Genomic DNA, 20,958 nt, shown 5'->3' on the forward strand with positions numbered 1-20,958 from the left:
ATTGCAACCTGCTGTGCCTATGATCGGTCGCCTGGTGGTGGTCGGCCTGGGGTTGATCGGTGGCTCCTTCGCCAAGGGCCTGCGTGAAAGCGGGCTGTGTGGCGAAGTGGTGGGCGTGGACCTCGACCCGCAGTCGCGCACGTTGGCGGTGGAGTTGGGCGTGGTGGACCGCTGTGAAGCGGACCTGGCCGTTGCGTGCCAGGGCGCGGATGTGATCCAGCTCGCCGTGCCGATCCTTGCCATGGAGAAATTGCTGGCGGTAGTGGCTGGTATGGACCTCGGGCAAGCGATTCTTACCGATGTGGGCAGCGCCAAAGGCAACGTGGTGCGTGCGGCACGATTGGCGTTTGGTGGGATGCCGCCGCGCTTTGTGCCGGGCCATCCAATCGCTGGGTCCGAGCAGAGCGGGGTAGAGGCATCCAATGCGCAGCTGTTCCGTCGGCATAAGGTGATCCTGACGCCGCTTGCGCAAACCGATCCCACGGCGTTGGCAGTGGTGGATCGTCTCTGGCGCGAGCTGGGCGCGGATGTAGAGCATATGCAGGTCGAGCGTCACGACGAAGTGTTGGCAGCGACCAGCCACTTGCCGCATCTGTTGGCATTTGGCCTGGTGGATTCGCTGGCCAAGCGCAACGAGAACCTCGAGATATTCCGCTACGCCGCCGGCGGCTTCCGCGATTTCACGCGGATTGCCGGCAGCGATCCGGTGATGTGGCACGACATCTTCCTCGCCAATCGCGAAGCGGTGTTGCGCACTCTGGACACCTTCCGCAGTGACCTCGACGCCTTGCGCGATGCGGTGGATGCGGGAGACGGCCATCAACTGCTGGGCGTGTTCACCCGTGCGCGGGTGGCGCGTGAACATTTCAGCAAGATCCTCGCGCGCCGGGCCTACATGGAAACCGCAGTGAGCACCGATGACTTGACCTTCATCGCCAGCCCGGGTGGCCGCTTGAGCGGGCGCATCCGCGTGCCGGGTGACAAGTCGATCTCTCATCGCTCGATCATGCTGGGGTCGTTGGCCGAAGGTGTGACCGAGGTGGAGGGCTTCCTTGAGGGTGAAGATGCCCTGGCGACCTTGCAGGCCTTTCGCGACATGGGCGTGGTGATCGAGGGCCCGCACCATGGGCGCGTGACCATTCACGGTGTCGGCCTGCATGGCCTGAAGGCTGCGCCGGGGCCGATCTATGTGGGTAATTCCGGCACATCGATGCGCCTGTTGGCCGGTGTATTGGCGGCGCAGCGCTTCGAAAGCGTGCTGACCGGCGATGCCTCGCTGTCCAAGCGCCCGATGAACCGCGTAGCCAAGCCGCTGCGGGAAATGGGCGCAATCATCGAGACGGGGCCGGACGGGCGTCCGCCACTGAGCATTCGTGGTGGGCAGTCGCTCAAAGGCTTGAACTATGTACTGCCCATGGCCAGTGCCCAGGTGAAATCCTGCCTGTTGTTGGCGGGGTTGTACGCTGAGGGTAAAACCTCGGTGACCGAGCCCGCACCGACCCGCGACCATACCGAGCGCATGCTGCGCGGCTTTGGTTACCCGGTGGCGGTGCAGGGCGCGACGGCGTCGCTGGCGTCGGGGCATGGGTTGACCGCTACGCGTATTGAAGTGCCGGGGGATATTTCGTCTTCGGCGTTTTTCCTGGTGGCGGCCTCGATTGCCGAGGGCTCCGAGCTGCTGCTGGAGCATGTCGGTATCAACCCGACCCGCACCGGGGTAATCGATATCCTGCGGCTGATGGGGGCTGATATCGCCCTCGAAAATCAGCGCGAGGTGGGCGGCGAGCCGGTTGCGGATTTACGTGTGCGTGCCGCCGCGCTCAAGGGCATCGAAATTCCAGAGGCCCTGGTGCCGTTGGCGATTGATGAGTTCCCTGTGCTGTTTATTGCCGCAGCCTGCGCTCAAGGTCGCACCGTTTTGCGCGGTGCCGAGGAGTTGCGGCTCAAGGAGTCCGATCGTATCCAGGTGATGGCCGACGGTCTGTTGGCCCTGGGCGTGAAGTGTGAACCCACGCCTGATGGGATTATCATTGACGGTGGCCCGATGGGCGGCGGTGAAGTGCATGCCCATGGCGATCACCGGATTGCCATGGCGTTCAGTGTGGCTTCCCTGCGGGCGATGGCGCCTATTCGTATCCTTGACTGCGCCAATGTTGCTACGTCTTTTCCGAACTTTCTGACACTGTGTGCCCAAGTCGGCATCCGTGTTGCCCAAGAGGCTCAATTGTGAATATCAAAGCACCGGTGATTACCATCGACGGGCCTAGTGGCTCGGGCAAAGGCACAATCGCTGGCATTCTGGCCAAGCGCCTGGGTTGGTGCCTGCTGGATTCTGGCGCGCTGTACCGCCTGCTGGCGTTTGCTGCGCACAACCATGGTGTTGACCTGACCAACGAAGAATTGCTGACGAAGCTTGCCGCCCATCTGGATGTGCAGTTCATTGCGGCGACCGAGGGTCAGTTGCAGCGCATCATTCTGGAAGGTGATGAAGTCAGCGATGTGATTCGCACCGAGAGTATCGGCGCGGGCGCCTCCCAAGTGGCTGCGCTGCCCGCCGTGCGCGAGGCGCTGCTGCAGCGCCAGCGCGCATTCCAGGAGGCGCCGGGCCTGGTGGCCGATGGCCGCGACATGGGCACGGTGGTGTTTCCCGAGGCGCCGCTGAAGATTTTCCTGACCGCCAGCGCCGAGGAGCGGGCACGCCGCCGTTACTTGCAGTTGAAGGGCAAAGTCGATGGTGTTAGTCTGTCGAGTCTGCTAGATGAGATCCGTGCACGCGATGAGCGTGATACCCAGCGTGCGGTAGCCCCGCTCAAACCGGCGGCTGACGCCATACAGCTGGATTCCACGGAGCTGTCCATCGAGCAGGTGCTGGAACGCATCATGAGTGAAATCGCCATTCGCGATATCGCCGGGTGATCAAGAAGGCCGCAGGGGACCAGTCATAGTCCTGCGGTGGCTTCTTTTAACTGAAACTGACCCACACCGTCTGGGGTGTGGAGATGGGCGTATTCTTCGCCCTTATCAACAGGAATTAAAATGAGCGAAAGCTTTGCGGAACTCTTTGAAGAAAGCCTAAAAACCCTGAACCTTCAGGCAGGCTCCATCATCACCGGTGTTATCGTTGATATCGATTACCAAGCTCGCTGGGTAACCGTTCACGCTGGTCTGAAGTCTGAAGCTCTGATCCCGCTGGAACAGTTCTACAACGATGCTGGTGACCTGACTATCAATGTCGGTGACGAAGTTCACGTTGCTCTGGACTCGGTTGAAGACGGTTTCGGTGAAACCAAGCTGTCCCGTGAAAAAGCCAAGCGCGCTGAATGCTGGATTGTTCTCGAAGCAGCCTTCGCAGCTGAAGAAGTGGTCAAGGGCGTTATCAACGGTAAGGTTAAAGGCGGCTTCACTGTCGACGTTAACGGCATCCGTGCGTTCCTGCCAGGTTCTTTGGTCGACGTTCGTCCAGTGCGCGACACCACGCACCTGGAAGGCAAAGAACTCGAATTCAAAGTCATCAAGCTCGACCAGAAGCGCAACAACGTTGTCGTTTCCCGTCGCAGCGTGCTGGAAGCAGAGAACTCCGCCGAGCGTGAAGCTCTGCTGGAATCCCTGCAGGAAGGCCAACAAGTCAAAGGTATCGTCAAGAACCTCACCGATTACGGCGCATTCGTCGATCTGGGTGGCGTCGATGGCCTGCTGCACATTACCGACATGGCTTGGAAGCGTATCAAGCATCCTTCCGAAATCGTCAACGTTGGCGACGAGATCGATGTCAAGGTTCTGAAGTACGATCGTGAGCGTAACCGCGTTTCCCTGGGCTTGAAGCAGCTGGGCGAAGATCCATGGGTTGCTATCAAGGCTCGTTACCCAGAAAGCACTCGCGTAACCGCGCGTGTTACCAACCTGACCGACTACGGCTGCTTCGCAGAGCTGGAAGAAGGCGTGGAAGGCCTGGTACACGTTTCCGAAATGGACTGGACCAACAAGAACATCCACCCTTCGAAAGTCGTACAAGTCGGCGACGAAGTGGAAGTTATGGTTCTGGACATCGACGAAGAGCGTCGTCGTATCTCCCTGGGCATCAAGCAGTGCAAATCTAACCCATGGGAAGATTTCTCTGGCCAGTTCAACAAGGGCGATAAAATCTCCGGCACCATCAAGTCGATCACCGATTTCGGTATCTTCATTGGTCTGGACGGCGGCATCGACGGCCTGGTTCACCTGTCCGACATCTCCTGGAACGAAGTTGGCGAAGAAGCTGTTCGTCGTTTCAAGAAGGGCGACGAGCTGGACACCGTTATCCTGTCGGTTGACCCAGAGCGCGAGCGCATCTCCCTGGGTATTAAGCAACTGGAAAGCGATCCGTTCTCCGAGTACGTTCAAGAGAACGACAAAGGCGCCATCGTTAAAGGCACTGTGAAAGAAGTTGACGCCAAAGGCGCCATCATCGTTCTGGCCGACGATATCGAAGCGACTCTGAAAGCCTCCGAAATCAGCCGTGACCGCGTTGAAGACGCGCGCAACGTTCTGAAAGAAGGCCAGGAAGTAGAAGCCAAGATCATCAGCGTTGACCGCAAGAGCCGCGTGATTCAGCTCTCCATCAAGTCGAAGGACGAAGTGGAAGAGAAAGAAGCTATCCAGAGCCTGAAAGAAGCTGCTCCGGAAGCTGCTGCTGACACCACCATGGCGGCACTGCTGCGCCAGGCAATGGCTAAGCAGAACTAAGTTCTGTAAAGCTGTAGAAAAAGGGCGACCTCGGTCGCCCTTTTTTGTGCCTGAAATTTGATGAAGCAACTGCACCGAACGAAGGTGTTCAGCCCAATGTCAGAACTGACTATAGTTTTAAAAACGGCTATTTCGCGTTGCTGACTCAATAAGGGTTTGAATGAACAGAATTATCGTAGTATTCGCTTTGCTGGCGCTTGCAGGCTGCTCCTCTACCAGCGCCAAGACCCACGCCAAGCGTGGCGTCAGCGGCATCGAGATCGACTGCTCTGGCTTGGGTAACAAGTGGGAAAAATGCGAAAAACGCGCCGCCCGTGAGTGCAAGATGCAGGGCTATAAGGTCATTACCCGCTCCAGTGATGCGGAGGACGAAGAGGGCGACTACCTGTTCGGCTGGAACCCTGCTGGCGCGGTGACGCGGACCATGTTGGTGATCTGTAAGTAAGGGGTTGACCGCTCGCTGAGCGTGTTTATTCAGCCTCACATAAGTTGATACATGGGCTGTTCAAATTCATCAACTCATGCTAAAACCTTCGGAGCGCTTTTCCTAGCTGCTTGAAAAAGAAGGGAAAAATATGACGAAGTCGGAGTTGATCGAACGAATTGTCACCCATCAAGGGCTGCTCTCATCCAAGGATGTGGAGCTGGCTATCAAGACCATGCTTGAGCAAATGTCCCAATGCCTGGCCACCGGAGATCGCATCGAAATCCGCGGCTTCGGCAGCTTCTCCCTGCACTACCGCGCACCGCGCGTAGGCCGCAACCCAAAAACCGGCCAATCCGTCAGCCTCGACGGCAAATTCGTTCCCCACTTCAAACCGGGCAAGGAATTGCGCGATCGGGTGAACGAAGAAGAGGAAGAAGGCGTCTGAGTTTTTTTGAGTAAGGAGAAGGGCATGCGTGGGGTTAAGCGCGTTGTTGCGGTGTTGATTGCGGTGCTTGCGGCTTTGGTGGTTCTGGCATTTGTGCTGGAGAACCAGCAGGGTGTTGCGCTGTCATTCCTGGGGTGGAGTACTGCGCAGATGCCGGTGGCGGTGTTTGTGGTGGTGGCTTTGATTTTGGGGATGTTGATTGGGCCGCTGATTGCTATCTTCATCCGCGGTAGAAGAGGCGGGGCGATGAGGGCAGAGCGGGTTTAGAGTGGATTGTCACTAGCTCGTTCACCGGCTTTGTAGGCTGCAGCTTTTACCGCCTGTCAGATAAATATCTTCCACAAAGCTTTTCACGCTGCATTTGATCGGGATGCTGAATCAAGGGAGGAGGCGTGCGTGTCCATTTTATTGAATGGCGTGGGGCTGATTTAGAATTTTTTTCATGTTTGTGTCTGGGAGAGGGCTAAAGCGATTTTTCTTTCGAATTTTAGGAAAGTTCCTATAGGAATTCAAGACTTGTATTATGGCTGGGAGATGGCAAAATGGAATCTGTTCTCGATAACGGGCATTTTGTGCGCTAAAAATTTGGCAGAGACGCTGAGTTTTTAGCGGTCATCCAACTAAAATAAAAGTACACACAATCTTGTCTGCATAACGAGCCCGCAGTTTCTCTTTGAAGGCAGGTTTTTGTTGTGAGTAGTAGCTTCCGCGCTCCGCCGGTACCCCCGTCCGACGAAATTGATCTTGCGCAACTCTTGCGCGCTGCCTGGCTGCATAAGAAATTAATTTTAGGCGCGTCCATTGTTTTTGGGTTGCTGGCTGGCTTTTATGCCTATTCAGTGGTTCCGGAGTATGAGGTCAGCAGCGTGCTGCGACCTGCTGCGATCAACGAACTCGACGCGCTTAATCGCTCGGAAATTTATCAACTGCCGCCTAGTGCAGCACTCATCAGGGTGGGGGCTTCTCTGGAGTCCTACGACACCCGGTTGGGGTTTTTCCGTTCCAATCCAAAGCTCTTTCAGGCGTTTGAGCGCCCCGGCAGAACGTTGGAGCAAAGCTTCGAAGAGTTTAATCGCAACTCCATTCGTCTTATTCTCACTGATCCAAAAAAGGTAGATGCTCTCAGTTCCTTTATTGGCGTCGAGATGACATACCCGCAGGGGGTTGATGGTGTCGCGATTATCAACGGTTTTGTTGATTACGCCATCGCCACTGAGCGAGACCAAATTGCTGGCGATCTGCGTGTAATCGTTAAAAATCGCTTGAGTGAGCTCAAGGGCAAGTTGGAGGCTGCTCGTTCCAGTTACCAAATTGGAAAAGAGGCCAAGATTGCGGCTTTGCGAGAGACTGATAATTTGCGCCGCGCGCAATTGCAGGATGAGCTCAAGGCTTTGCGTGCGCAGCTAAAGGCGTTGCGTGGGGATCGTATCGCACAGCTTACGGAGGCGATCGGCATTGCCAAGTCACTTGGGATACGCAAGCCTACTACGCCCTCATCGCTTGGCGACTCGGATCGAGCCAGTTCGACTGGGACCATGCGTACTGAAATCAATAATCAGCAGATTCCGTTGTACTTCATGGGTGTCGAAGCTCTCGAGGCTGAGCGCTCAGCGTTGGCGCAGCGTAAGTCTGATGATTTTACCGATGGTCGAATTGCCCAGATCGCAAAAGAGCTTCAACTGCTGCAGGCTAACCGCGAGGCAGAAGTATTGGGCCGGCGCGATAATGAAGATATTTTTCTAGGTGGTGTGGAGTCTCTCAGGGCCGAAGAGGCCCGCCTGTCCGCACTCAGTATCGACATAAGCCGGCTCAAGCTGGTGACGGTGGATAAACGAGCACTGGAGCCTTTGGCGCCAATTCGGCCTAAAAAGACACTGATCATTCTTGCAGGCCTGGCACTTGGCCTCCTGTTAGGATTGGTAGTAGTGTTGGGCCGTTATCTTTTCGAAACCTCAGGGATTAACTCGCGGAATAGGCTGCGTGCGTCAAGCTCACTTGCGGGCGCCCAACTGTCGATTGCGAGCCGAGAAAAATAGTGCCGTAAGCACTGTAGAGAGGGGCGAGCAATGCCAGGCATTAAAGTCACTGAGCAATTGTGAGGGTGAGAGCGACTTTTTGGTTTGGTTTCGGAACTCGCTCGTTCGCGTCGTATCCAATCCGACAGGCCGAGATCATCGCATTTTGCTCTGTTTCGGGCGCGCTTTACGCTTGCTGGCCTGGCACCGTCCCTGTGCAGGTTTGGTCGGCTCCTGTTTAAACTTCTATCAAATGGCACCCGATCAGTAAATTTGACTGTTTTTTTCACCCGCTACACTGAGTGTTGGTTCAAAATTGGATACCGCTTGCTATCACTCTTGATGTTTAAACGTTGAGAATGGTCAGGGGAATTCTCTAAGCAGTTTTTGAGGGAGCGAGAATGGTGTCGAATGTGCTGCCTGTGAAGTTTATCTGGCTGGCGACGCTTGTGGAGTGGCCGATCGTCACTCAAAGGTCGGGCACTCATAATGTCTGATGTGATCGCGCGTGCTGGGGCCTCTGAGGCTGCCCGAGCGCTATTCTGGGATGTTTTCTTTTCCTCTCGTGGCCGTGGGGTTAGCTTGCAGGTTCATTTTCCCTGGTTGGAAAATGATCGGGAAGTGACTTGCCTTGAAATCAGAGACCCCTCCAACCTGGAGTCTGCCATAGCCGCTCTGATTATCAGGGTAATTGAGCTACCCACCGGTGAGTCGGTAGGACTGATCGGCTTAGTCTGCGTACATGAGGAGTGGAGGGGGGCAGGCTTGAGTGTTGAATTGATGTCGGCTGCGATGGACCATGCTATGCATAATGGTCTATCCGCATTGGTGCTCTGGACTCAGAAACCAGGCATCTACGACCGGCATGGCTTCCGTTTTGACGAGCGAGACTCAATAGGGTCGATCTATCTCCCTAGCGAGTGTGCTGAAAATATTGAATACGTAACGAGCGACTGGCCTGGCTCGGATACGCACGACCGAGAACGTGGTCTTCCGCCGTTTGCTTTACATGGGAAACGGATTAAAAGCGAATGCGCTGAGTTGATTCTTTTAGGCGGAGCAAATCGCGTAACCTTGGCCGAGTGGCAAGGGGAGGACTCGCAGGTGGCGAGTTTGATCCAGGCTGTTATGGCAGAGCCTTGGGTCATCAATGTCTGCGCACAGAGTACATTGGTGGCGGAGTTGACTAAAAGAGGCTTCAGAGTTGATCTTGTGCCGGGAGCGGTTCGAATGATCAAGTGGTTAACAAGCCGTCCCTTGAAAGTGCACCCTATTAAACTTATTGATCGGATCTAAATGAATGTCTAGTAGTCTTCCAATGTTACCTATTGTTAAGGTCGCAATGCCTCCCAAAGAGGTACTGATGCCCGCCTTGGAAGCGGTGCTCTATAGCGGAATGATTGGAGAGGGCGAGTTTGTTTATCAATTCGAAGCGGCATTTGCGCAATTGTTTGGTCTCCAGAACGTAGTCGCCACGAGCAGCGGTACGGCCGCCTTGCACTTGGCTATGCTGCTTGGCGGGATCGAGCCTGGGGATGAGGTCATCACCACCTCAATGACGGCTGAGCCGACGAATACGACGATTCTACAAATCGGTGCCAAGCCAATTTTCGCAGACGTTGACAGTCTGACAGGTAATCTTGACCCCTCAGCTGTGGAAGCCCTGATTACAGAGAATACAAAAGCTATTTGTGTTGTCCATTATGCCGGATATCCTGCGCGGTTGACTGAGCTGCGATCCATAGCCGATCGTCACGGGCTTTGTCTGATAGAAGATTGCGCCCATGCACTGGGAGCGTCTTATGGAAATCAGTCCATTGGAACGATTGGTGATTATTCGATCTTCTCCTTTCAGGCGATCAAGCACATGACCACCGTGGACGGCGGTGCCTTGGTGGTGAAGGATGCTGCGAAAATTGCAGAGGCGCGTCGCTTGCGTTGGTTTGGATTGGCCAAGGGCGTTCCTCGCACCGAAGTCGATATAACGCGTGTGGGTTATAAATACAACATGCATAACGTGGCGGCCGTTATCGGGCTCAAGCAACTTGAATATATAACGCCACTGTTGAAGCGGCATCAGGCTAACGGCCGATACCTGGATCAGGCATTACAGAATATCCCTGGACTTCAGCCAGCTAAGTATGAAGCCAATGCACAGTCTGCCTACTGGCTTTATACGCTACTAGCGGATGATTCGGATGATGTTGAGCGTATCTTGGCTGAAGAGAGCGTAATGGCGTCGAAGTTGCACCGTCCCAATCACTTTCATTCGGTATTCAAAGAGTTCGTGAGGCCGATGCCACAATTGGACGCTTTCTATAAAAAATTGATTCATGTACCTTGCGGTTGGTGGGTCTCGGATGAGGATCGTGAGAAAATTGTTACGGCCTTGAAACGCGGCTGATTAGAGATTTGACTATGCTCAACAACGTCCCTCTGTATAACTCGGTCATGCTTCCTGAAATGGAACAAGCTGCTGTGGAAGTTTTACGTTCCGGGAGAATCGCGGGCGGAGAGTGGGTGGCAAAGTTTGAGTCCGAGTTGGAAAAAATTGCCGGCTTGCCCCATGTAGTTTCCACCATCGATATGACGACGGCTTTATATCTTGCTCTGTATTTGGCTGGTGTAAAGGATGGGGATGAGGTGCTCACCACGGCGTTTGCCTGTCTCTCCACCAACTCAGCAATTGCACAGAGTAAAGCGGTTCCTGTCTGGGTGGATGTTAGCCCGCGCTCGGTTACCATGGACGTTGCAGACCTCGAATCGAAGATCACGCCAAAGACTAGAGCTGTTATTCTATATCATGTTGCTGGCTATCCTGGGCCAGCCCGTGAAATAGCAGAAATATGCAAGAAGCATAATCTTGTCTTGATAGAAGACTGTGATAACGCTTTGTCTGCTATGCACGCTTCGCTACCGGTTGGCGCTTATGGTGACTTTGCCATTTATTCGTTTTATCCAAACCGACAGATCAATACCACTGAAGGTGGCGCGCTGGCATGCCGAAGTATTGACATGGCGAAAAGAGCCCGCAAACTACGGCGCTTTGGTATCGACTTCGGCACTTTCCGATCAGCTATTGGCGAGATAAATAGCAGCTCGGATGTGCCAGAAATTGGCTGGAGCATGACGCTGAATAATATGTGCGCGGCTTTGGGATATGCTCAAATGACATCCTTGCAGTCCCGGCAGGCAGCTACACAGTCTAATGCCAAAGCGTTGCTGGAGTTAACTAGGGATATGGACGGTTTGACACCTGTGCCTGTATTGGAGGGTGATCAATCCGCCTATTGGGTGTTACTGTTTTTTGTTGAAAATAGAGATGAAGTGATTTGCCGGCTCAAGCAGTCCGGAGTCATGGTTTCAAGTATTCATCAAAGAAACGATATCTACAGTGGGTTTGACGCGGCGCCGCAATATCTGCCGAACACCGATTTCCTTCAGCATCATATAATAGGTGTGCCATGTGGTTGGTGGCTCGATGAGGATGACTTGCTGACGGTCACAGCGTCTTTGAAGGGCGCACTGAGAGGCCCTGCGGATACTATGACCGATTGTGCGAAATGATGAATATGTCCGTTATTAGCAGGATGCTGATGCTGTACGCTGGGCGATCGTCCAGCCTATTGGTAGCTTTTGTTTTTTTACCTATTTATAGCCGTATGCTCGGTGCGAGTCAGTTTGGCAGCATCGCGGTGATTCTGTCCTTTCAAGCCCTTCTGGTGATGATGGACTTGGGGATGTCAACGCTGCTGGGAAGGGAGGTTTCTGTATCAGACAAAGATAAATCCCCCTTAATCAAGTTGCTTAGAAGTGCGGAGCTTAGTCTCGCTGGATTTTATGGGTTTTTGTTTTTTGTTGCAGTGGGCGTCAAGCTGTTTATTACTGAGCTGGGCATCAGCTGGGGGGCGATCGTTGCGGTAGTCCTACTGTTTTGGTTTTTGGTGCTGCAAAACCTTTACTATTCGATGCTGATCGCCAACAGGCAATATATATCGGGTAGCGCTTTGCAGGTGATAGGTGTGTCGCTAAGAGCAGCCTTAACTGTCATTGCAATGTACGTGTTTTCAGCGACTCTGGATGTGTTCATATACACCCAACTGGTAACTACGATTATTCATTGGTGGGTGTCTCGACTGATCTTGATAAAAGATCTGTCGGACACATCACTCGGGGTCCAAAAGGCTGATTGGCCATCTTTTTCTGAAGCATTCAACCTCACGAAGGCGGGTGGTGCGCTGGTTATCTTCTCTGCGGCGGGTGCCGCGGTGACGCAGCTCGACAAACCAATCATCTCATTTTTTACTTCTGCTGCCAGTGTCGCGCCCTATTACCTCGCCAGCTTGCTTTGCATGGCCCCGATTTCGATTCTCGCAGGGCCAGTCAGCCAGTATTTTCAACCGATCATGCTGCGTACAGCAGCGAGCGGAGTGCGCAGTGACGCGCGTAAGATAATTATCAGGTTCACCATCTCGGTCTTCGTAGTGACCGCGCTACCGACCTTTGTACTCTGGTGGTTCCGTGAACCTCTCATCACGCTTTGGGTGGGGCCAGGTGCTAATAACGAGCTGATTTCAGCCTATCTCGCGATACTTTTACCCGGTGTTGCGATCGGGGCTTTCGGATTTATCCCTTATAGCCTGTTAATCTATGCCAAAGACTTCAGGTTTCAGGCGACCATGTCAGGCTTATTGACGATCGCTACGCTGGTCATGACGATATTGGCCGCCTCCGCTGGCGACGTAAAAGCGATCTGTTATGTGTACTCGGCCTATCATGCGTCATCGACTATGGTTTCGTGGGGCAGGGCGATGACCCTGCCGGATGTAAAAGGCTACGCGAGAGTTTCGGCGCTATTGGTGTCTTCAGCAGTGATGTTGTTTGTAGCGGTGGTAGCGCTGCTGTTTTTCTTCTTGGTTTGATTGGTGAAGGTATGTTTGACAATAAGGTTTTGATGATCACCGGTGGCACAGGCTCATTCGGTAATACTGTCCTGAAGCGTTTTCTCGACACTGCGGTTAAGGAGATCATCGTGTTCAGTCGCGATGAGAAGAAGCAGGAAGACATGCGGATTGCACTGAACAATCCCAAGGTGAAATTTCACATTGGCGATGTGAGAAATTACGAGAGCATCAGTCGCGCAATGGCCGGGGTCGATTACGTATTTCATGCTGCCGCACTGAAGCAAGTGCCGTCTTGTGAGTTTTACCCGATGGAAGCTGTATTGACCAATATCATCGGTACAGAGAACGTACTCAATGCGGCGATTGATAACAAAGTACAACGCGTTGTTCTGCTGAGTACAGATAAAGCGGTCTACCCTATCAACGCTATGGGTATTTCCAAGGCGATGGGCGAGAAGGTATTGATCGCAAAGTCGCGGACAGTCCGCGACGGCGGCCCAGTGTTGTGCGCAACCCGTTACGGTAATGTAATGGCCTCCCGTGGCTCGGTCATTCCGTTGTTCGTGGATAAAATCAAAGCGGGTGTCCCTCTCACGGTGACTGACCCGAACATGACCCGGTTCCTCATGAGTCTTGAAGACTCCGTGGACTTGGTATTGCATGCGTTCGAACATGGCGAGCAGGGTGATATCTTCGTGCAGAAGGCGCCGGCCAGTACCATCGGTGATCTGACGAACGCGTTGAAGGAGCTTTTTGATAGCCACGTGCCGGTTAATATTATTGGTACTCGACACGGCGAAAAACTCTATGAGTCTTTGGTGTCTCGAGAAGAAATGGCCAAAGCCAAAGACATGGGACGTTACTATCGAATTCCGGCGGATAACCGCGACCTGAACTATGATAAATTTATTATTGAAGGTCAGCCAGAGGCAAACGCAATCGACGACTATACGTCGCACAATACAGAATTGCTGAAAGGCGAAGATATTAAGAAGTTGCTCATGACATTGTCCTATATTCAGCACAGTCTTGGTCAATAGTATGAGCATTCTGAGTGTCATTATCCCTACGCATAATCGGGCGCGCTACGCGATTCCGTCAATCCGATCTATATTGGATTTGTCGGAAGAAATTCAAGTAGTGGTTTGTGACTCAAGCCCGGTTGACGAAATATCAGAAGCCTTTAAAGGTCTATATCCAGAAACACGCTTGAAGTTGGTTCGTTCGACTGAGGGCATCAGTGTGGTCGATAACTTCAACCTTGGGTTGCAGTCGGCAGATGGTGATTATTTAGTTTTCATCGGCGATGATGATTTCGTCGCGAAGGAAATAATTGATGTTGCCCATTGGGCTAAAAAACACGATGTTGATGCGCTGAAATTCAATTTTCCTGCGCTGTACTACTGGGATGATTTCAAACATTCAACCCGTGGCGATTCTTATTTTGGCACGCTGCACATGAGCCCGTTCACAGGTGATGTGGTTCGACACGACGTCAAAGCGTCGGTCAATTACGCTCTGGATAATTTTGGCGGTGGCGTATTTGGTATGCCGCGAGCGTATGCAGGTATGATTTCAAACACATTGGCCAAGAGGATTGAGGGGAAGTACGGCGCGCTGTTTGGCGGCGTCAGTCCTGATATCTACAGTTCATTGCTGATCGCCACTGAGTCCACCTCGTGCGTGCTGGTCGATTATCCGGTCATCGTACCAGGCGCCTCGGGTCAAAGTACTTCAGGCAAGAGCGTAACGGGCGGGCACTACGGAGCGTTAAGAGATAATGCTCATATTGCGCCGTTCAAAAACTTGGTGTGGGATGCCCGAATACCCGAATTTTATTCGGTTCCCACGGTGTGGTCGTATTCTTTGCTTAAGGCCGTCGAGAGAGTTCAGTCCCAAGGCGGTAAGAGCCTGAATCCGAATTTTGGCAGGTTGTTATTGAAGTGTTTCGTTTACTTTCCAGGCTCGTATAAATATACATTGGCTTCCCTGAAGGCAGCTTGCGCAGAATTTGGTGTTCTGAAGATTACTGCACAGTTAGTATTTTCAGTGTGTTCAGAATTTGTATGGGGCTTGTCAAGGATAATTAACCGGGTTCGTGCACGATACGTCGAGAAGAATGTCGAGGTTTTTGATCAGCTCAACAACACGTTGATCGGCAGCGAAAAACTACGTGAAGTCTTAGATGCGCGCGGCTCGAAGATCAATTTTCCTGAGTCAAATTCGTGAACTTCTGTTACTTCATAATTACGAAGGTGTGAGCCAGAACATGCTGTGTGAAAAGGGCGCCCGTAGCGCCACGTCTGCTAACGTGAGCGTTGTGATTCCTTGTTATCGCTGCAAGGGAACAATTCGGCGTGCGCTTGATTCAGTGTTTGCCCAGACGCTGAGACCGGCCGAGGTATTGCTGGTCGACGACGCAAGTCCGGACGGCACTCTAGACTTTCTTCAGTCATTGGTCACAGAGTACCCGGAGGACTGGGTGCGGGTTTGCGCGTTGGAAAAAAACGCAGGACCCGCAGCGGCTCGCAACACGGCATGGGAAATGGCGTCGCAGCCCTATATTGCGTTTCTAGACTCCGATGATAGTTGGCACCCACAGAAAATCGAGCTTCAGTATGGCTGGATGCTGGAAAATCCAGAGGTGACGCTAACCGGACAGATCTGTGAGACGCTGAGTTCGGAGTCGATGCCGCATCAAGTTTATAACGCTTCGCAGGCAGGATTCTATCAAGTTACCTTCCCGGCTTTATTGAAATCCAATAGATTTTCAACGCCCTCGGTCATGATCAAGAAAGATGTGGCTTTTCGTTTTTCAACGGATAAGAGGTTCTGCGAGGACTACCTGCTGTGGTGCGAGTTGCTGGGTAGTGGCGCTCGCGGCTATTCATTTGAGTTGCCCTTGACGTTTTGCCACAAGCCCATTTATGGGCATGCCGGACTGAGCAGTAATATGTGGGCAATGGAAAAGGGGGAGCTGGATGTCTATGACCATCTTTTTCGTGAGGGTCGAATTGGATCTGTCCGTCGGTGTCTCCTAAAAGGGTGGTCGGTCATGCGTTATATACGCAGAGTGCTTAAGATTAAGTTGGGATCAAGCCTGGGATGATATATCTAATTGGCTGGGGCATACTGTATCTCATGTTTTTCCTGACCGGGTTGGCGGGTAACAGGACGCGCCTGTTTATCGCAATATCTTTGATTGTATTTATGGTGTTTTCGGTCATGCGCGGTGCCGTAGGCACAGACACGGCCAACTACGAGTTGATCGTTGAAGGCTTTTCGGCAGACTATGTCTGGGGTGGCATGGAGCCGGGTTTCGTATTATTGGGTAAAGCGTTATTGTCTGTTTCAGACTCAGGCGTCATCGCAGTGAGGGTGCTCAGCTTTCTGATTTTTGCGATGTTGTTTCTATACTTGGGTCGTGCCGACAAGAACGAACGTTTTTTGCTCATCGCCTATATTTTGCCGACCTTTGTTTATCAGTACAGCATGAACGGGTTACGAATTGGACTGGCGGCAATGTTGCTGTTGCTGGCCACGCAGAACGTGCGTCAGCTTAGGTATAAATCTGGAATGGTGCTGGCGGTATCTGCCCTGTTGTTTCACTACTCGTCTCTGGTGTCGTTGCTGTTTATCTGGGCATCGTGGTCTCGTTGGCTGAAGACAAGTAATGTCTTGGTTGTCCCGTTTGTAGTATGTGCATTGTTGTTTTTACTGAGTTTGAATGGTGACTACTTTCTCGCCAAATTGCTGTCTTATCAGGATTCAGAGTCTCCAAATCCGCTGTCGGGCCTGAGTAAGGTCGGGGTATTATTGCTGTTCGTGGCAGCGTTGTTCTTTTCAAAACTTCCAAATGCGGAAAAAACCAAACTCATAGTGTTAGGCGCTGGTTTCACCATTTCTTTTTGGTTGGTGTCAGCGGTGTCATATGCCGGTTTGCGATTTTTGGATTTGATATCCTTCGCCTTTCCCGTTGCGATTCTCTTGACCTATAGCCGTCTGGCCTTGAAATTTGACACAACAATCAAACTCGCCTTCATTATGGCGGGCGTTTTGAGCGCGGCGAGTGGCTACAGGAATTTTGTAGCCGAGGAGGGTATTGGGCCCTCTCCGTTCATGCCTTATCATTTTATCGGCTTTCCCAATGGAGATTAGAGAGGCAGCCTCATTCTGCATCTAGTGAACAGCAGCAGAGCGTGTATCTGGCTCTCGATCATTTTATATTCATGCGGTCGTGAAGGGCCGTTGGAGACGAAGTTGTGAAGATATTAGTAACTGGAGGTGCTGGCTACATAGCATCTCATACGGTGGTCGAGTTACTGGGCGTCGGTTGGGACGTTGTCGTGCTTGACAACCTGGCTAATAGCTCCGAGGTCTCCTTGGTTCGGATTGCCCAGATAGCTGGACGCGAGCCATTATTTGTCCTCGGCGACATTCTGGACGAGGCACTCCTCGCGACGCTTTTTCGCGAGCATAAATTCGATGCCGTAATCCATTTTGCTGGGTTGAAAGCTGTTGGGGATAGCGTTAAAGACCCCCTTGCATACTACCAAACCAATGTTGCGGGCAGCCTTTCACTATTTTCTGCCATGGCGGCAGCGGGCGTGTTCAGGCTTGTGTTCAGTTCGTCGGCAACAGTGTATGGCGAGCCAGAAGTCATGCCTATCTCTGAGCAATATCCCGTTGGTGCGCCCAAAAGCCCCTATGGTCGTTCCAAGCTTATCGTTGAGCAGGTACTCGAAGACCTGGTTCGCGCCGATGATCGATGGGCGATAGCGACACTTCGGTACTTCAACCCGGTGGGGGCTCATCCCAGCGGGCTGATTGGGGAAAACCCGAATGGCACGCCTAATAATTTACTGCCGTATATCAGTAAAGTAGTAACCGGTAAGCTGCCCTATTTGTCCATCTACGGTAATGATTATCCAACGTGTGATGGAACGGGCGTGCGCGATTACATTCATGTTGCTGATTTGGCGAACGGCCACATTAGCGCATTGCGGTATATAGCAGAGAAGACTGGGTTACATGCTTGGAACTTAGGCACCGGCGTGGGCTATTCTGTCTTGCAAGTGATCGCTGCATTTGAAAAAGTGTCAGGAGTGGAAGTCCCCCAGAAAATCTGTGAGCGCAGGCCGGGAGATATTGCCGAATGTTGGTCTGACCCCTCGAAGGCGTTGAGAGAACTAGGGTGGCGTGCGGAATTAGACCTTGAGGATATGATGCGGGATACTTGGAGATGGTTACAGAGCAACCCGGATGGATATCAGTCCAAATGAAAATTGCTTTGATAGGAACTACTGCTGCCTGTGTGTTGGGCTTTCGTGCTGATCTAATCCGTGCGATGACGGAGCAAGGCCACGTTGTTTACGCATTCGCTCTGGACTACGACAGTGCAAGTCGCGAGGGCGTCAGGGCGTTGGGCGGCATTCCAATGGATTATCACATTAGCAGGGCAGGATTAAACCCGTTAAATGACCTTGCCTCGACGCTGAAATTATCCAGAATTCTTCGCTCCATCGCGCCAGACATGGTTTTTTCATATTTTGCAAAGCCTGTGATATTCGGTACTTTCGCGGCTGTGTTGGCAGGTGTCAAACGCAGGGTTGGAATGTTGGAAGGCCTCGGCTACGTATTTACGGAGCTCCCTGAGGGGATGGGGTTTAAACGCAAGCTGTTAAAGTGGGTTCAAGTTTCACTTTATCGAATGGCGTTTCCGTTTCTTGAGCAATTGATCCTCTTGAACAAAGATGACCAGATTGACTTGGTTGATAAGTATCGTCTGAAGGTCAATAAGATTTCAGTGCTCGGCGGAATCGGCTTGAAATTGAGTGACTACCCCTATTCCCGACCTCCCGTGTCTCCCGTGAGCTTCATATTTGTCGGGCGACTCTTGGCGGAAAAGGGGGTGCATATATTTATCGAGTCGGCGCGGATTGTGAAAGAACAATTTCCCGAGGCGCGATTCGTGATGCTTGGGGGGATTGACGAGTCGAATCCAGGTGGACTAAAGGCGCACGATTTAGAGCGACTGAAGATGGAAGGCGTGATTGAGCATCCGGGGCACGTGTCTGATGTTGTTGGCTGGGTCTCCGGTGCCAGTGTCTTTGTTCTCCCGTCTTATTATCGTGAAGGCGTCCCCCGGAGCACTCAGGAAGCAATGGCAATTGGCCGTGCGATCCTGACTACGAATGTGCCCGGTTGTAGGGACACTGTGGTGGACGGGGTCAACGGTTACTTGGTTGCACCTTGGTCTGCGGAAGAACTCTCTGACAAGATGATCCATTTCATCAGACACCCAGACGATATAGTCCAAATGGGGTTGGCAAGCCATGCGATGGCGCAGGAGAAATTTGACGCTGGCGTTGTTAATCAGCGTTTGATGACTTATCTCGTTTGAACTTTTTGTATTATAGGTCTGGTGGATTATGGAAGGCACTAAGAAAGTCGTGCTCCTGACGGGCGTTTCCGGCTTTGTGGGGCGGGCGCTTTTGGACTCTCTGGTTGGTAGCGCAAGCTATCAGGTACGCGCCTGCGCTCGCAATATCGGTGTGGCCGAGCACCCTGATGTCGAGTACATCACCATGGGCGATCTGGGTGGTGATGCCCGCTGGGAATCTCTCGCCCAGGATGTTGATGTAGTTGTTCATGCCGCTGCTCGCGTGCATGTGATGAACGATAACAGCGCAGATCCTTTGGCAGAGTTTCGTAAGGTCAACGTGGACGGTACGTTGAACCTGGCGCGCCAAGCTGCGGCTTCCGGGGTGCGGCGCTTCGTATTTATCAGCTCAATCAAGGTAAACGGCGAGTTCACGCTCCCCGGCAGGCCTTTTACGGCAAATGACTCTCCATGCCCGGTAGACCCGTACGGCATTTCCAAGCTGGAAGCCGAAAATGGTTTGTTGGCCCTTTCCAAGAGTACCGGCATGGACATTGTGATCATCAGACCGGTTCTCGTTTACGGGCCAGGTGTGAAGGCGAATTTCCGCAATATGATGGCGTTCCTGGCGAAGGGAGTTTCCATTCCGTTGCCGCTGGGTTCGGTCAATAATAAACGCAGCCTTGTTGCTTTGGACAATTTGGTCGACTTGATCAAAACCTGTATGGTGCATCCTGCCGCAGCCAACCAGATTTTTTTGGTGAGTGATGGCAATGACGTGTCCACCACAGAGCTTTTACGCAAGGTCGCGCATTCGGTTGGAACTAAGGCGGTGTTGGTCCCGTTTCCAGTAAAATTATTGATGTTTTTGGCCACGCTTGTTGGCAAGAAAGGGGTAGCAACCCGACTCTTCGGTTCACTGCAAGTGGACATTTCGAAAAATCATCAGCTATTGGGTTGGTTGCCTCCTGTCACTCTCGATGCGTCCCTCAAAAAAACGGCCAACGCTTATCTCGAGAGTAAATTTGAATGACATTATTTTGGTTGTTTCCTGCCATTTTGATTTTGGCGTTGGTGCTCACAGGAGCGCTGCGCCGCTACGCTCTTAACAACAATCTCATTGATCTTCCGAATGGTCGTAGCTCTCATGTTGTCCCAACTCCGCGGGGAGGGGGGGTAGCGATCGTCTTGAGCTTTCTCGCGTTCCTTCCCGTCCTCTGGATCGGGGATGTACTTTCTTTTGACGCATTCATGGCGCTATTCGGCGCCGGCCTGCTGGTTGCGATCGTCGGTTTCCTCGATGACCATGGGCATATTCCAGCCCGCTGGCGATTATTGAGCCATTTCACCGCTGCTGTCTGGGTGCTGATATGGAGTCACGGCCTACCCCCTGTTGAGGCTTTTGGCTATGTGGTGGATTTAGGTTGGTTCGCCCACATACTGGCTGCGTTTTACCTGGTATGGATGCTCAACCTTTACAATTTCATGGATGGAATTGATGGCCTGGCAAGTGTTGAGGCCATCACCACCTGCTTCGGCGCAGCCTTGCTCTACTGGCTCTGCGCGACGCCCATCATCGCCTGGGTGCCATTGCTTCTTGGTTTTGCGGTGGCTGGCTTCTTGTATTGGAACTTTCCCAAAGCACGAATTTTCATGGGCGATGCTGGCAGCGGCTTCCTTGGCATATCCTTGGGTGTCTTGGCGATACAGGGAGCTTGGATGTCGTTTGACCTTTTCTGGGGGTGGTTGATTCTTCTGGGCGTGTTTATTGTTGATGCCACTTTCACACTGTGTCGGCGTACCCTGCGCGGTGACAAACTATATGAGGCGCATCGCAGCCATGCCTATCAATTCGCCTCACGCGAGTTTAGATCGCATATTCCTGTAACTGTAGCTGTTGCCCTCATTAACATTCTGTGGTTATTGCCTTTAGCTTGCTTGGTCGCGACTAAACAGCTTGATGGCATTGTCGCGTTGATCATCGCGTATACGCCGTTGATATTGTTAGCCTGGAGGTTCAGGGCGGGTGCGTTGGAAGCCAGCGAATAACATTTGTTGCTCTG

General features: G+C 52.6%; 19 protein-coding genes. All 19 read left to right on the forward strand.

Annotated elements, in window-relative coordinates:
• Positions 1-19: 19 nt before the first annotated feature.
• The 19 genes from ACP7CZ_RS06990 (at position 20) to ACP7CZ_RS07080 (ending at position 20,944) form a co-directional block, all read left to right on the forward strand.
• Positions 20-2,230 carry a bifunctional prephenate dehydrogenase/3-phosphoshikimate 1-carboxyvinyltransferase gene (locus ACP7CZ_RS06990; RefSeq protein ID WP_294150438.1) on the forward strand — a complete coding sequence of 737 codons (2,211 nt, stop codon included), beginning with the start codon at positions 20-22 and terminating at the stop codon, positions 2,228-2,230.
• Positions 2,227-2,916 carry a (d)CMP kinase gene (gene cmk / locus ACP7CZ_RS06995; RefSeq protein WP_003189772.1) on the forward strand — a complete coding sequence of 230 codons (690 nt, stop codon included), beginning with the start codon at positions 2,227-2,229 and terminating at the stop codon, positions 2,914-2,916. Before ACP7CZ_RS06990 ends, cmk begins: the two co-directional genes overlap by 4 nt.
• A 120-nt stretch (positions 2,917-3,036) precedes the next feature.
• Positions 3,037-4,722 carry a 30S ribosomal protein S1 gene (rpsA, locus tag ACP7CZ_RS07000; RefSeq protein WP_003189774.1) on the forward strand — a complete coding sequence of 562 codons (1,686 nt, stop codon included), beginning with the start codon at positions 3,037-3,039 and terminating at the stop codon, positions 4,720-4,722.
• A gap of 160 nt (positions 4,723-4,882) precedes the next feature.
• Positions 4,883-5,167 carry a lipoprotein gene (locus ACP7CZ_RS07005; RefSeq protein WP_034126690.1) on the forward strand — a complete coding sequence of 95 codons (285 nt, stop codon included), beginning with the start codon at positions 4,883-4,885 and terminating at the stop codon, positions 5,165-5,167.
• Between the two features lie 130 nt (positions 5,168-5,297).
• The gene (ihfB, locus tag ACP7CZ_RS07010) at positions 5,298-5,594 is read left to right on the forward strand and encodes an integration host factor subunit beta (RefSeq protein WP_003189779.1); all 297 of its coding nucleotides are present in this window, start codon (positions 5,298-5,300) and stop codon (positions 5,592-5,594) included.
• Positions 5,595-5,618: 24 nt separating this feature from the next.
• Complete coding sequence (locus tag ACP7CZ_RS07015) at positions 5,619-5,861, forward strand: LapA family protein (protein WP_054921884.1); 243 nt, start codon at positions 5,619-5,621, stop codon at positions 5,859-5,861.
• 425 nt (positions 5,862-6,286) lie between these two features.
• Complete coding sequence (locus ACP7CZ_RS07020; RefSeq protein ID WP_294149356.1) at positions 6,287-7,630, forward strand: Wzz/FepE/Etk N-terminal domain-containing protein; 1,344 nt, start codon at positions 6,287-6,289, stop codon at positions 7,628-7,630.
• A gap of 468 nt (positions 7,631-8,098) precedes the next feature.
• Positions 8,099-8,905, forward strand: coding sequence for a GNAT family N-acetyltransferase (locus tag ACP7CZ_RS07025; protein ID WP_197901034.1), 807 nt, complete (start codon positions 8,099-8,101; stop codon positions 8,903-8,905).
• A gap of 67 nt (positions 8,906-8,972) precedes the next feature.
• On the forward strand, positions 8,973-10,013 hold the full coding sequence (locus tag ACP7CZ_RS07030; RefSeq protein ID WP_197901033.1) for a DegT/DnrJ/EryC1/StrS family aminotransferase: 1,041 nt from the start codon (positions 8,973-8,975) through the stop codon (positions 10,011-10,013).
• Between the two features lie 14 nt (positions 10,014-10,027).
• A complete protein-coding gene (locus tag ACP7CZ_RS07035; protein WP_197901032.1) occupies positions 10,028-11,176 on the forward strand; it encodes a DegT/DnrJ/EryC1/StrS family aminotransferase in 1,149 nt (382 codons plus the stop codon).
• Positions 11,176-12,531, forward strand: coding sequence for a lipopolysaccharide biosynthesis protein (locus ACP7CZ_RS07040; RefSeq protein ID WP_172415458.1), 1,356 nt, complete (start codon positions 11,176-11,178; stop codon positions 12,529-12,531). Before ACP7CZ_RS07035 ends, ACP7CZ_RS07040 begins: the two co-directional genes overlap by 1 nt.
• An 11-nt stretch (positions 12,532-12,542) precedes the next feature.
• Complete coding sequence (locus tag ACP7CZ_RS07045) at positions 12,543-13,553, forward strand: polysaccharide biosynthesis protein (protein ID WP_072446735.1); 1,011 nt, start codon at positions 12,543-12,545, stop codon at positions 13,551-13,553.
• A gap of 1 nt (position 13,554) precedes the next feature.
• Positions 13,555-14,742 carry a glycosyltransferase family 2 protein gene (locus tag ACP7CZ_RS07050; protein WP_054921868.1) on the forward strand — a complete coding sequence of 396 codons (1,188 nt, stop codon included), beginning with the start codon at positions 13,555-13,557 and terminating at the stop codon, positions 14,740-14,742.
• Positions 14,699-15,622 carry a glycosyltransferase family 2 protein gene (locus tag ACP7CZ_RS07055; protein WP_082430495.1) on the forward strand — a complete coding sequence of 308 codons (924 nt, stop codon included), beginning with the start codon at positions 14,699-14,701 and terminating at the stop codon, positions 15,620-15,622. The genes ACP7CZ_RS07050 and ACP7CZ_RS07055 overlap by 44 nt, the downstream gene beginning before the upstream one ends.
• Before the next feature lie 32 nt (positions 15,623-15,654).
• Positions 15,655-16,671, forward strand: coding sequence for an EpsG family protein (locus ACP7CZ_RS07060; protein ID WP_172415457.1), 1,017 nt, complete (start codon positions 15,655-15,657; stop codon positions 16,669-16,671).
• 104 nt (positions 16,672-16,775) lie between these two features.
• Positions 16,776-17,795, forward strand: a complete 1,020-nt coding sequence (galE, locus tag ACP7CZ_RS07065) for a UDP-glucose 4-epimerase GalE (protein WP_072446731.1) — start codon at positions 16,776-16,778, stop codon at positions 17,793-17,795.
• Positions 17,792-18,916 (forward strand): glycosyltransferase family 4 protein, encoded by a 1,125-nt coding sequence (locus tag ACP7CZ_RS07070; protein WP_054921858.1) that lies wholly within the window; start codon positions 17,792-17,794, stop codon positions 18,914-18,916. The genes galE and ACP7CZ_RS07070 overlap by 4 nt, the downstream gene beginning before the upstream one ends.
• A 28-nt stretch (positions 18,917-18,944) precedes the next feature.
• Entirely contained in the window at positions 18,945-19,928 is a 984-nt protein-coding gene (locus tag ACP7CZ_RS07075) for a UDP-glucose 4-epimerase family protein (protein WP_072446729.1), read from the forward strand.
• A complete protein-coding gene (locus tag ACP7CZ_RS07080) occupies positions 19,925-20,944 on the forward strand; it encodes an MraY family glycosyltransferase (protein WP_072446727.1) in 1,020 nt (339 codons plus the stop codon). Before ACP7CZ_RS07075 ends, ACP7CZ_RS07080 begins: the two co-directional genes overlap by 4 nt.
• Positions 20,945-20,958 lie beyond the last annotated feature (14 nt).

Source organism: Pseudomonas sp. DWP2-2 (assembly GCF_049897065.1).
Taxonomy (GTDB): Bacteria; Pseudomonadota; Gammaproteobacteria; order Pseudomonadales; family Pseudomonadaceae; genus Aquipseudomonas; species Aquipseudomonas paracarnis.